This window comes from Mycolicibacterium vinylchloridicum (genome assembly GCF_013404075.1).
GTDB lineage: Bacteria > Actinomycetota > Actinomycetes > Mycobacteriales > Mycobacteriaceae > Mycobacterium > Mycobacterium vinylchloridicum.
In genome coordinates this window covers 1-14,374 of record NZ_JACBJQ010000090.1, presented here as the reverse complement: position 1 = coordinate 14,374, position 14,374 = coordinate 1, and the positions used below count along the sequence as shown (strand labels likewise).

Annotated in this window: 5 protein-coding genes; 4 read left to right on the top strand and 1 reads right to left on the bottom strand. The window is 62.9% G+C overall.

The genetic code is table 11. From position 1 onward, the window contains the following. The first annotated feature begins 180 nt into the window (after nucleotides 1-180). From HPC46_RS35885 to HPC46_RS32285, 4 genes are all read left to right on the top strand, one after another. Nucleotides 181-882 carry a sensor histidine kinase gene (locus tag HPC46_RS35885; protein WP_179476125.1) on the top strand — a complete coding sequence of 234 codons (702 nt, stop codon included), beginning with the start codon at nucleotides 181-183 and terminating at the stop codon, nucleotides 880-882. A 170-nt stretch (nucleotides 883-1,052) separates the two neighbouring features. Beyond that, on the top strand, nucleotides 1,053-1,904 hold the full coding sequence (locus HPC46_RS32295) for a DUF8320 family protein (protein ID WP_179476124.1): 852 nt from the start codon (nucleotides 1,053-1,055) through the stop codon (nucleotides 1,902-1,904). Nucleotides 1,905-2,860: 956 nt separating this feature from the next. After that, nucleotides 2,861-9,634 (top strand): virginiamycin B lyase family protein, encoded by a 6,774-nt coding sequence (locus tag HPC46_RS32290; protein ID WP_179476123.1) that lies wholly within the window; start codon nucleotides 2,861-2,863, stop codon nucleotides 9,632-9,634. Between the two features lie 393 nt (nucleotides 9,635-10,027). Then, entirely contained in the window at nucleotides 10,028-10,501 is a 474-nt protein-coding gene (locus tag HPC46_RS32285) for a hypothetical protein (protein ID WP_179476122.1), read from the top strand. 991 nt (nucleotides 10,502-11,492) lie between these two features. Here the strand turns inward: HPC46_RS32285 and mobF are convergent. Next, nucleotides 11,493-14,264, bottom strand: coding sequence for a MobF family relaxase (mobF, locus tag HPC46_RS32280; protein ID WP_179476126.1), 2,772 nt, complete (start codon nucleotides 14,262-14,264; stop codon nucleotides 11,493-11,495). Nucleotides 14,265-14,374: the final 110 nt, after the last annotated feature.

Sequence of the window (14,374 nt, the reverse complement as noted above, 5' to 3'; positions counted from 1 at the left end):
CGGCGCCGTCTTCCACAAAGGCAAGCTACTCGAACGCCCCGCCGACATCACACCGCCCGAGCCGGCCGAATCAACCGAAACGGAGGTCGCCTGAAACACCCCGATCCACAGGTATTGACAATTCCTCCCAACCACCTAACCGACCCGAGTCCCGAGAGCATCTGGATAGCGCTAAGCGGCGTGGTGTGGGCCGTCGCCTTCAGTGCCGTATTCGTCGCCGCCGGCGCCATGGCCGTACGCACCGGAGACGTCCTCGACGCTTCCCGGGAACACGCCTACCGGACAGCGGTCGACGCTGCCGCCCAAGAGGCGCGCGATAGCGAGCGTGCTCGTTACGATGCCCTCGTCCACGACCGAGTTCTGGCGGTCCTACTCAATGTTGGCGGCGATCAGCTCGACAACCGCGAGCTTGCACAGCGGGCCGAGCAGGTCATGCGTGAACTCGACGCCACCGTCGACGATTCGGACGGCCCTGTCGACGTGCGCGAGTTGGGAGCGATCGCTCGTCGAGCTATCGGCGCCGACGATAGTGCGCCGGTCCCGATCACCAGCCTGCAATCGGCGGCGACGGGCACCTCCCTGATACCCGGTGCCGTCGCTCACGCACTGGGTAACGCCACCGCCGAAGCCGTGCGGAACAGCAAGCGTCATGCCGGCCCCGATTCCAGCATCAGGGTGACCATTGAGGCGAGCGGCCAAGCGGTAACGGTCACAATTCTCGATACCGGCCGAGGGTTTGACCCTGCCAGCGTGGCGCCAGACCGGATGGGCGTGGCAGTCAGTATCCGCGACCGAATGGCAGCTGTCGGTGGCCGAGCCTCTGTGGTGTCCAGACCTGGCCAGGGAACGCGCGTGACCCTGATATGGCCGATGCCATTGTGAGCGACACCTCCGACCTGACCGCGCCGATGCTGATCGGCATGCACTCACGCGGGGCCCGTCTTCTCGCCGCCGCCGTCGTGGCTGCATTGTTCTGGTCAGTGCTCAGCGACCCCCGCGGTGTACACAGCGTCTCGCTGCTGCTGGTGGCCCTAGTCGTGGCATCGGTCGGCATGGGCGGCATCCTGTCTGTCCGATCAGATCCGATGTCTGCCCGGGTCGCACTCGTCGTCGCGGCGACTGGGCCCGCGGCGTGTGTGCTGACATGCCTGTCCATCCCCGGTCTTCTCGGGAATCCCAACCAAGCCAATGCATTTGGTGCGAGCGTCGCGATCTTCGCGTTCTTGTGTGTGCGCGGCCGAACAGGCACGGCATGGTGGGCGTTCGTTGCCACGTCTGCGATCATGACCGGCTGGTCACTGCTGACCGGCCAGGGGCTGTACGGATTGAAGTTGGCTGCGCCAAACGTCGCCGTCCTCGGTATGGCAACGTTGTTTGCGTTCGTCGTTCGGCCTGCTGCCACTGAGATCCGTGAACTCCGCAAAGCGTCGATCGATCAGGCCCAGAAATTGGCCGCCGCCCAAGCGCGGATGGCCGAACGGGACCGACAGCGAACCGAGCTACGCGACGTCGCTTGGCCAACACTTCTCACCATTGCGCGAGGAGAACGTTTAACAGCTGCGCAGGTGGCAGAGATTCGTCTGAGCGAAGCGCGGCTCCGCGACAGCGTGCGCGCTCGTGCACTCAACGTACCCTCAGTCGTCGATGCCGCTCGCGGCGCCCGGTCGCGCGGTCTCAATGTTGTGATGTTCGACGACGGTGGTATGGACGCAATCGACGCCAGCGTCCGTCTGAAGTTCTGCCATCTCGCAACCGAGTGGCTCGGACGCATCGAGAATGGCTCGATTACCGTGCGAATACACCCACCCGGGCGCGATGTTGCTGGGTCGATTGTGGTGACCGGTAACGACGGCATGTTCGAAGGTGTTGAGATCGGCAAGGACGGCACGATTCACGAGTCGTAGGTGCCCACACGGCGCGACGCCGATACCCGCAATGAGCCGATGCCCCCAATAATGGGGGCCGAACTGTCGGGCTTGCCCGCATCGCCTGCGACCCAGTACCAACAATGCATGCCGCAAACAGCCATTGCCCACTGGGGTCAAGCGCTTCGCGAATCTTGCCCACCACATAGCATCTCAGCGGCGTGCGGCATTGGACCCGCACCGCTCCTCCACCGCGAAGGCGTCCATCATGGGTAAGCCTCTGCTGGCTGACGTCCCGCGACACTGGCGCACTCGCGTCCCGACCGACTGCACTCGGAAGCCAAGCGATTCACTGGGCGGACAGAAAGCGCCGCAATCTGAACGTCGCTTCTTGATCTCACGTCATGGGGTCGCGCTTAGGGGTGAAGTGAGTACTTGTGTCGATCGATGCAATGAACCAACTTTGAAGCACCCTGGTAACTGTTCTCACTTGTCCCACGTCATATGCCTGCTTGTGCTATGACTTGCTCTCGACGTCAAATTTGCCGCTTAAGTGAATCGGGGGGTTGGGGATGAGGCGTGCCCAAAGAACACCAAGGGTGTCTGGGAGCCGAGGGCGTCTTCAGCCGTATGGGTGGCTAGGTGCGGGGGCGCTCAGCTTGGGGGTCGGCGCGGCGCTAGCAAGTGGTGCCGGTGTCGCTCACGCAGACGGTCCGACATCCTCGGACGGCTCATCCTCGTCGTCGGCTGCAGGTCCGGCCGTCAAGCACCGGGCGTCGTCGCCGCAGAAGGCCACGGCATCGCACTCGAAAACAGGAGCTGCCGTTCGGTTGTCCAACATGAACACCGCCGCGACACCGTCGGCGGCCCATTCTGCGTCAGCACCCCACAGCCCGGTCAACATAGCTGCGCACGGGTTGGCAACCTCGGGACGTCGCACGCAGCAACAGACGGCGACGACTCAGTCCGCGAATGCGACGACCATCAACAAACAGGTGATAACAGCGAACTCTAGCGGGGATCCGGTCACGGGGTTCTTTCATGCTCTGGGCGCGTTGCTCAACAACCAGACGCCCACCCTCAATCCTCACCAGATCAGCCAAACCAGCAGCGGGGTGGTTAGTGGTGAGCTGGGGGCTGTTGACCCTGATAGCCCCGTACTGACCTACACGCTGACTCGTGATGGCGTGCATGGCAGCGCGCAGATCAATGCTGACGGCACGTACACCTACACGCCTGAACCGGCCTACGCCCATTCCGGTACCACCGACTCGTTCACCGTCTCTGTCAGCGATTTTGCCAGCGGCTTTGCCATCCATGGCCTGCCCGGCCTGATCCACCTGTTGACCTTCGGGCTCATCGGCACCTCCGGCGCGACCAGCACCCGCACAGTGACCGTCACCGTCGCCCCGTTCAACACTTCGCCGACGCTGACGCTGACCACCACTTCCAACCCCGACGGCACCACGACCATCGCGGTGAGCACCGCCGACGCTGACAGTGACACGGTGTCCACTACCGCCATCACGGCCGACGGGCACGGCACCCTGACTCCCACCGCGGGTGGCTACACCTATACCCCCGATCCCGGATATGCCCACAGCCTCAGTGCCGATGGATCGACCAGCCCCGGCTCCGACACCGTCACTGTCGTCGCCTCGGACGGCCACGGCGGCACGGTGAACGCATCGACCACGCTGTCCATCACCGCGGTCAATAGTGCCCCGGTGATCACCGTCACCGCCGTCAGCGACCCCGCCGCTGATGGGGCCGTGACCATCACCTACACCGTCTCCGACCCGGACAACACCGCATCAGCGACCCCCGATCCGCTGACCGTGCACGTCACCGGCACCACCAACGCGCAATCCCTGTCCCTCAACGGCAACAGCACCGTGACCTACCTGCCCACCAACGACGCACGCCAATCAGCCGCCGGCACCGGACCATCGAGCGATGTGGTCACCCTGGCCGTCACCGACGGCCACGGCGGATCCACCACGGCGATGGTCACGGTCACGGTTTCACCAGCCGCAGAGGATGGGAATCAAGCTCCGGTCGTCGACAACCCGGGATTCACGGTGACGTCGATCAACCTCGCGACTGGCGTTGTCACGGGGGTCGTTCATTTGAGCGACCCCGACGGTGACCCGCTGACCTATACCGTCCCGGCCTCGACCGCCAACGGCGAGATCAGCATCGATCCTCATACCGGAGTGCTCACGTATAGCCCAACGGCCACAGCCCGTGACGCCGCGGGCACCCCGGTGTACACCCTGGACGGGACCGCCCCTGTGTTGGAGGGATACGCAGTGATCGGGTCCGGCGGACTGGCTCTGATCCCGAACAGCACCACCGCCCTCGTCCAGGGCTACGACGGCGGTGTCCCGGTTCTAGCCCTGTACGATCTGGCGACCAACACCGTCATCTCCACCCTCAAGTTCACGACCAACGACTACGTCGGCAGTATCGTCGTCGGGGCCGACAGCAACTACGCCTACGCCCCCACCTACACCTGGGATGACAGCGCCTACGGGGTAGCGGCGATCGGAGTGTCGGTCATCGACACCGCCACCAACACCGTTGCCGCGACGATCCCGTTCCCGACCAATTCAGGGTTCAACCAAATCGTCTTAAGCCCTGACGGAACCCACGCCTACGCACCCACCTACAACTACGCCCTCGACAGTGAGGGGCACATCGTCTTGGACTCGGCAGCAATCTCGGTGATCGATACCACCACCAACACCATCACCGCGACCATGGCCTACCCCGACACCGGATCAGCGGGTTTCGACTGGGGTTTCGCCGGCCTGAACCCGGCCGGGACCCGCCTCTACGTCGGCACCTACCAGGGTGGATCGGCTAATTCCGGGGTCACCTCGGGCATCGCAGTATTCGACACCACCACCGGCCTGCTGACCGACACGATCGATCTGGCCGACAACACCTCGGTCAACGAGATCGTGTTCAGCCCCGACGGTGCTCGCGCCTATATCAACTCCTGCCACTTCGGGGGCGGCGGAGCCTGCGATGACAACTCCCACACGGTGCGCGTCGTCGACACGACCACCGGCACGGTCGTGGACAGCATCGCCATCCCCATCGACGCGGGATCCACCCCATCGCAGTGGCGCGAACAACTCAGCCCCGACGGTCATTACCTGCACGTCCTGGCCTCCAACACCATCACCGACGACACAGGCCAGATCATCGCCCGCCCCGGCGCGGTCTCGGTGATCGACACCACCACTAACACGATCATCGCCACACTGCCGTACCCGGTAGACACCACCGCCAACTACGACACCTACCCCATCGACCTAGCCATCAGCCCCGACGGTGCTCACGCCTACCTGATCACCGAAACCTACGACTACAACACCGGAGCAATCAGCCACGCCGTCGCAACCTACACGCTCAACCTGGCCGACCGCAGCGACACTTTCACCGTGACCGCCTCCGACGGCCACGCTGACACTTCGATCGCGGTGAGCGTGCCGATCACCGCGATCACCCCGATCACCGCGACTGCTGACATCGACACCCGCGACGACACCACTGGTGTGGTCACCGGACGCGTGACGGTCGTCCCCCCAGCCGGCGACGTCACACTCACCTATGCGATCGACACTCCGCCACCCGCCGCGCTAGGCGAAGCGACCATCGACCCGGTGACAGGTGTGTTCACCTTCACCCCCACCCCAGCAGCCTTGGTCGCCGCCTATGCTGACGGCACCAGTCCTACCGTGGATTTCGCTGTCACCGCCGCCAGTGGTTCCGCCTTCATCCCGGTCACGGTGTCCGCCCCCGTTGGGGCGTCGACTGATGCCATAACGAGGGCCCTGGCGCGCTCGGGTAGTCACCCATCCGCGGTCGCGGCCGGCGCCGACGGCACGATCTACGTCATCAACTCCGGCGCCAACACCCTGTCGGTGCTCGGCGCGGACGGTTCCTCGATCCTCTCGACAATCGCAGTCGGCGCCTCGCCAAGCGCTGTGGCGGTCGGCCCGGACGGCCATGTGTGGGTGACGAATGGAGCAGACGGCACCGTCACCGTCCTGGACCACACCGGCACCACCATCCAAACCACCATCGACGTAGGCCTGTCCCCAACAGGTTTGGCCGTCGGGGCTGATGGATCGGTGTTCGTCGCCAACACCGGCGACGGCACCCTCAGTGTCATCAACACGACTACCACCACCCTCGTCCGCACCATCACCGTCGGCGGCACACCGACTGGTATCGCCGCCGGACCTGACGGCCGCATCTACGTCGCCGACTTCAGCAGTAACACCGTCACCGTCATCGACCCCACCCACAGCGATGCCCTCGCCACCATCGACAACGCAGGACCTAACCCCTACGGCATCGCAGTCAACACCGCGGGCACGGTCTATCTCACCCATCCCCTCGACAACACGGTGACCGTGTTGACTCCAACCGGCGACAGTTACACAGCCCACACGGTGACCGTCGGCGCCACACCCACCGCAATCACCCTGGGCGCCAACGGAATCATCTACGTCACCGACACCGGCGCCAACACCGTCACCGCCATCGACCCCGACACCCTCAGCGCAAGCGCCATCACCACCGGCGCCGAACCGGACAGCATCACCACCGGACCCAACGGAAACATCTACATCACCGACGGCGGATCCAACACCCTCGACATCATCAACAGTGAAAGCAACTCAACCACATCGCTTCCCGTGGGAGTCGACCCCAACACAGTCACCGTCGACCGCTACGGCAATTTGAGCGTCACCAACAACTACGACAACACCACGTCTGTGATCAACCACCCCGCCACCGGCACCATCACCACAGGCGCTGTCGTTACGGGTACTGTGGCGGCTGGCACCGTCACCACAGGGACAGTCGTCCTGGGCACGACCACCGATACCGGTTACACCATCAACACTGGCACCGCCACGCGCTACATCCAGCACGTCCTCGTTAGCCCTGATGGCCGATACGCCTACCTCACCAACTTTGAAGACGGCACCGTGTCGGTCATCAACCCGACTACCGGCACAGCCACCGTCATCCACGTTGGCCCTCAACCTGGGCTGGTGGTGGTCAGCCCGGACAGCCGCTACGCCTACGTGGCGAGCTCCGATGGCTTCGTGTCGGTCATCGACCCGGCTACAGGGAACGCCACCATCATTGGCACCCCCATCCAAGATGGTGGGTATGGCGGCTACTCGACTGTTGTTGTCAGCCCCGACAGTCGCTATGCCTACGCCTATGGCTACAGGGGCGACGGTTCGGTGGCAATCATCAATCCGGCCACCGGTACAGCCACCATCATCCAAACCGGAACGTCGGTAACCGATCTGGTTGTCAGTCCCAACAGCAGCTACGCCTATGCCTACGGCGGCGACGATGGCACCGTGGCGATTATCAACCCGTCCACCGGTACCGCTGCTGTCATCCCCACCGGGATTGGGACGTACACCGATCTCGTTGTCAGCCCCGACAGCAGTTACGCCTACGCCTACAACACTTTTGCGACCTACGATTCGACCACCCGCAACTACCCCGTGTATGTGTCGATCATCAACCCAAATACTGCTACTGCCACCACCATCCGCACCAACAATCAAGATATTGACTGGCAGAGTGTCGTCGTCAGCCCCGACAGTCGTTACGCCTACGCCACCACGTGGGACGGCAACCACAACACGGTGTCGATCATCAACCCCACAGCCGGAACCTCCACTACCGTCGCCATTGGCACCTGCACCGCCCGAAATTGCAGCGGCACGTTGAGCTCTTTCTCGGATCAGACCGGCGTCGTTGTCACTTCCGACAGTCGCTATGCCTACGCCAATCTGGGCGGAGGCACCGTGGCGATCATCAACCCCGCCACCGGCGCCGTAGCTAACGTCGACATCCATCCCAACGTACAAACCGATCCCAGCGCCACCTACACCGATCTGGTGATGAGCCCCGACGCCCGCTACGCCTACGTCGCCAGCAACTACAAGTACAGCGACGACACCTACAGCGCCGCTGTGGCAGTAATCACCCCGGCGACGGGCACCGCCACGATCGTCCAAAGCGGCACCGACGTCGAAGGAGTAGTGGTCAGCCCCGACAGCCGCTACGCGTATGTATACGTCCCTGGCGGCGGGGTAGCGATCGTCAACCCGGTCACTGGCACCGCCACCACTATCAACACAACCACCATGGGGGCACCAGTAATCAGCCCGGACAGCCGCTTCGCCTACGTCATCCCCAACATCAACTACAACAGCGATACCCTGTCGGTCATCGACGCCGCCACTGGCACCGCCACCACCATCCACGCCGGCATGCCCACGATTCAGACGAATTGGGAGGGCACCGCGATTGCGAAGGTGGTGGTCAGCCCCGACAGTCGCTACGCCTATGTCGCAAACACTTACCTCGACAGCAGAGTCGCGATCATCAACCCAGTCACCCACACCGCGACCACCGTCCAGACCGACGTCGTCGTGGACCGCGGGGAAGTCACCTCGGATGGGCGCTACGCCTACGTCATCGCTGAAGACAACCGGGGAGTATTCGTTGGCGCGGCGATCATCAACCCAGTCACTGGCACCGCCACTACCGTGGCCGCCGGGGCCGGCGGTTCCGATCTGCGATCGTGGGCGATCAGCCCTGACAGCCGATACGCCTACTTCACCGGCGTCACCGCCAGCAGCGCATTCGTGTCCATCATCGATACTCAGAGAGTTTCGTTTCCTGTAAGTAGGATCGCCCCCGATTATTCGACCAACACCGGCGTAGACTTTCCCGTTACATTCGACCCAATAGCGAATCCGTTTGCGCCTAGTGCCGATGTGACGATCACTGCGATATCTCAACCGGCCAATGGCACTGCCGTTCTGAACGGTTCGAGAATCACCTACACACCGAACGCCGGATACATCGGAACCGATACCTTCACCTACACCGTCACCAACGGCGTCAGCATCGAAAGCGGCACCCTCGCCATCGACGTCCACGAGGTGTACACGTCCGTGCCCTACCAGGCCGGACCCACTGGGACGCAAGGCCTTTACCGCGCGTTGCGCGATGCCGCAGACGTTAACGGCGGGAATGACCTGCAACACGGCATCGCAACACAACAGGTCCTCGTCAATGGTCACGAAGCCCTCATCGTGTATATAGTCGGCACACATACCCTTACCGGCGATCAATCAGTGTTCAGGAACCTGCCCTCAGCATTGGGAGTTGTGGACGAGGATCAAATCGCGGTTATCAAGGCTGCAATGACTGATGCGGCCGAGCCGATTCTGCTGGTGGGCTACAGCCAAGGTGGCATGGATGTCCAGAACATCGCCGCCAACGCCGCGGCATACGGTCTACGGGACCAGATCAAGGCCGTCGTCACCTTCGGATCTCCGCTTGTCCAACTAGACGAATACCCCACTGTGCACCTTGAGGATTACGCAGATCCCATCCCGAAAATCAATCTCACGCCGAGAAACTGGATCGCCGGGCTAGTGAATTCCATAGTCAACAAGAACGTCTATGTGGCCGCGAGCTCCAACGACTTTGACCTTTCTGTGCTCAGTAACGCGGGAAGTGCCGGAGTTCATGGAGTCCGGTCCACGTACGAGGACGTCGGACTCGACTTCGACGTCGACACGTCGTCGCACTGGCGTAGTCTGCGTAACGCCATGGCCGGCTTCCTCAACGGCCAAGTTGTGCCCGATGGATATACCGTCATCGGCGGCCGGATCGTGCCAGCGAAACCCCCGGTTGAGTTCTGAATCGCGTGGTTGAGGAAGTTGTTCTATGTTTCCTTGCCGATCAGCGGCGACGGTCGGCGCAGACGCCCAGCGCACCGTCACTATCGTCCCTCACGGCTGACGAACCAGAGAGGCCAACAAGCAAACATGAGGTTCAGTTCGCCGTCCAACGTGACCGCCCATGGCCCGGGTATCCCGAGCGGCACCCGCAGTTCGAAAAGGACGAAAGCACAAGTTCTTCCGGCTATTGTCCTGATGTTCTCTGTCTCTGTACTTGGTTGCGACCCGCCAGTTGGGGGCAGAAGCGGTGAACCGCCGCCTTCACCTGTCAATGGTTCAGCTGCCCCACCAGTAGCCAATAGACGCGCAGGATGTGAACCTTATGCGGGACCAAATTACACAGAAGCGGAATTTGTGGACGGATTGCGTCATTTCTGGGCAACGGTCGCAGGCCTTGTGGATAGGCCGGGATCCTCAGATAAAGACGGTGTAACGAAATTTGGCGAAGACCATATCGCATTCTTGTATAAGTACGCACTTGGTTACGGGGGCGTCGACCTCCCGCAGTTCGGTACTCCGATTGAACTCGTGCCTCTCGTTCCCGAGGGCGGCATGGCGAAATACAGTGCTGGTTGGTGCGCTCTAGACATCAATCAAGACAACACGGACGTGATGGGGGTACCCTCCTACATTGCCGACAATATGCCTAATGTTCATACGCAGATATTCGATCTCGCGGAAAATAAGAATCCGTTTCATCCGCTGCGCGACGGCATCTATGTCTGTTTCGGAGCAAAAATTGCCGGAGGGAAGGATCAAATGGCGACGGCCCTCGGTGACCAAATTGCGGACCTTGCTCTAGCGACGCTCTGTCCGCAGCTAAGGTAGCATCGCAACTGATTAATTCTTATCAGGTGACTGAGAGATTCTCGTTAGGGTCGAGGAGCCGCCCCAAACGCTCTAAACACGCGGCTGGCGGTTTCCTGTATGACTGCGATTTCTGTATGACAATGAGATGCCTCTAATGCGCGCTCAGCTCTGGCGGGGTAGCGTTGGACGGCTTGGTGGTGATGTGCAGGGCTGAGGACGCACGGTCTTGTCCCCTGCCCCAGGTTCACGCAACCCCAAGTTCGTGGATAACCACTGTTATCCATGAATGTGCGGGATCGTCGGTCCACGACCCAGCTCACCATGGAGATACCTATCGTCGGTGTCATGACTGGTTCGGTTGAGGGTTCAGCAGCTGGCGAGGAGGACGAAACAGCCTTCTGGCTATCCGTGCCCGGCTTGCGGGAATCGCTTGTCGCGGCTGACGCCGACTACGCTGCTGGCCGGACATACGGCGAAGATGAAATTCGGGCTCGGTACGGGCTGGCGCCTCGTGACACAGGTTAGACTATCGATGGCCCCGGCCGGGAAAGGCGAAGAAATCACGATCACAGTGAAGGCCATCCTGGTACCCGATTGGTCGCCGCGACGCCTCGAGCCTGGCAGCGCTGGAACGATGTCGCCGCGCTGTTCGCCGTACCTACGGCTCGCACTGGGTGGTCGACCCTGGCGAGACTGCGCACAACGTTCGCGATCCATGGATTCCTCGGTACGCACATCCGACAGAGGCGTGGTCGCACTACGCCAGCGCTGACGTGTACCGACTGAGAGTTCGGCAGGCTCGCTGTCGTGGCTAAAGTCGCTGCTGTGCAGCAATATTGAGACCAAGAGCTAGCAGCTGTCGGTTCCCGATTGGCTAGTTATGGCCTCTCGGTTATGCGCGATCCGTACGGAGTCGGCTGCAAGAACGTCCAGCGCTTAAGCGAGGTCGACGAGGTCGAACAGCCTCTCGTAGAGCAGGCCTCTTCGGCCTGCTGCTGCTGTCGTCTTGTCAGAGTTCGAGTCCGTAGTCTGAGCTGCGATGCTGACTTCTGTCGGTATGACGGTGTTGGGCTTGGGCCCTGCTGAGGTCGTGTTCTTGTCTCGCGGCCTGCCAGGCCTGGTAACCGCCGCGTCGGCGCTCGGTGGCTGTCGTTCGTCTGTCGAGAAGCGAGCGGACTCGATCGGGTAGTGCCTCGTCGGCGGTTTGCGCAGCGTAGTCGTGGGCGGTGATGGCGGGTTCGTCGTTGGCGAGGATGCGGTGGATGAGGGTGGCGGCTTCTCGGCCGTCACCCCGCTGCGCGATGTGGGTTCCGGCAGGTTGTTCGTGGCTGAATTCGCTTGCTTCAGTGCTGCGTTCGTAGATATGGGCGTGGTTGGCGTCGCGCCCGCGAGTCATGGCGACGTAGAGCACGTTTCGGCTGGTGTCCTCGCGCAGGACGGCGATGCTTGCGTCAGCGGTGACACCTTGGGCCGAGCGCACGGTGACGGCGTAGCCGAGGCTGATGTGCTCGCGGAAATAGCTCTGATCGAAGACTGTCCGGGCTTTGCCGTCCAGGCGTTCGGCCGCAATGAGATTCGTCTCGGTGTCGATGACGGCGACCCGCCACCGGTTTCCGTTGCGCACTGACGCCGGCGGATCAGGACGTCGAGATCCTGGACGGACTTCGATGGTGGGGTCGTTGCGGCGGCAGATGATCACGTCGCCCACCGCCACCTGCTGCCCTCGGGCCACGGTGACTGTCGCCGCGTCCGGGTCGGTGCGGTCGTTGTGGATGCGCAGGTTGAGAGCATCGACCATTTCGGTGGTGTCGCACACCAGCAGCGCATTCCGTCCCAGCTGTGTGTCGGCGTTGTAGGAGGCGAGAGCGTCAGCGGCCATGGTGATCGGGTCGCCGCAGTGCAGTCGGTCATGGGTGCGATACCACTCCACGGCATCACGAGTGTCTTTCGCGTCGCCGTCGCGCAGCGCTAGAGAGGCGTGCCGTTCTTCCGGGTCGGTCATGCGCCAGACTTCGGACAGCTGCTGGGTCCAGGGCAGGTCGGTGCAGAGTTGGGCGAACATGCCGCCGCGGGCTTTGACCGGCGCCAACTGGTGGGGGTCCCCAACGAGGACGGTCTTGGCACCTGCCTGTGTGGTGGCGGTCAGGAGCTGGCGCAGCTCGTCGGTGCCGACCATCCCAGCTTCATCAACCACCACAAGCGTCGACTGGTCGAACTCCAAGGTTCCCTCGCGCAGCGAGTGCAGCGCTTTGGCGATCGTCATGCCGTCATCGCCCGCACCTTCGCGCATCGCAACATCGACGGCCTGGCCGGTCGGCGCCAGGATCAGAACCTTCGCGCCGTAGCGGTGGTGCGCCGCCCTGACGAGCGCACGCAATGATGTCGTCTTGCCCGCGCCAGCTGGCGCACTCAGGGGTTGCACCAGCCAGGGCGAGCCACCGATGTTTTCGACCGCGGTCTTCTGATCCGGGGATAGGCCAGCGGTGTCGTCGTCGCGCACCCACAGCATGGCGCGATCGTTGGTCGCGTCGACCAACTCGAGTACTGCGGCTTCTTCGGCCAGGATCCGCGCCAGGGTGAAACGCTCGTGCCCTTCGCGTTGGTGTGTGGCGCGTGGCGCGCTTAACCGCATTCCCATCTCGTCGACCGCGGCCTCGACCGCGGCGCGCGGCGACTGCTCCCCATCGATCGGAAGTTGCGCACCGACGATCTCGACCAGATCCGCACGCGTGAACACCGCTTTCTCGATCTTTTCCGCAGCCGCGGCCAGCCTGGCGCGGCTAAACACGGTCGGCGCGGCGGCGCGCCGCGCCTGGCGCGCGTGCGTAAATGCGGCGCGGTCTACCGCGAGACCGCGCGCATCGGCGCGCCACTGCTCCTGAAGTTGGCTCCACGCCAGCTCCTCCGGCTTGGCCGGACGCGTCGCTTTCTGCGCCGCCCCAAGCTGCGCCGCGCTCAGCGCACCATCCACCGACACCAGGTTGTGTGCCGCCCACTCCCGTAACTGCGACGAACGCCGCGACCACGCGATGATGCTGTCCCGACTCACTCCTGCCGCCTCGGCCATCCCGGTCGACGGATCGACCGACTCCCATTCGATCCCCAACGACTGAAATAGTTCGCGGCGCAACGTGGCCTGATAGATCACCCCCGCGGCGCGGGCCTCGTGATACAGCGACGTCCCATCCAAAGACACCATTCGGCCGTCGGCGCGAGCCTGCCGGTTCGGCACGATCACATGGGTATGCAGATGCGGATCCCCGCACCGCGACGTCTCATGCTGATAGGCCACCGCCACCAACCCCGGCAGCCGCACCAAATCCTTATCGCCCGTGATCCGGTTGTGCACGCGGGTATAGCCGGCATGCACGGAGAGATACTCCATCGCCTCGGCCACCGCGGCGCTATGCGCTGCGGCGACCGCCTTCTGCGCGACATCATCACCGCGCAGCGCGCGCATCAACGACACGCTCTTAGGCGCGGCGAACGTCAAATCAAAGCCGTGTACGCCGCGGGCACCAAACGCGCGTCCCCGCGCACCATTCGGCGCGACCCCGTCATCAAGCCAACGCGCCACTACTTTCGCGTCGGCTTCCCCACCCGCGCGCTGCACATCACTCAGACCCACCAACCGCGCCGCGGCATGCGCGTCACCGGCACACACCCACACCGGCGCCCGAGTCTCATGTTCTGAGTAGTACTCCCCCAGGCCACCATTCGCGCGCTGTAGATCAGAACTGGCGCGCGAAGCTGTTGCGGCGGTGTGTGGTTCCCCCGAAATCGTGGAGGGTTTCCTATGCCGCTTCGGGCTTGGTCTTGGATTCCCTGATCTCGTAGTTGACGGGCGATAGCCCGTCGGCGGCACTGTGGCGGCGTTGGTGATTGTAGAAG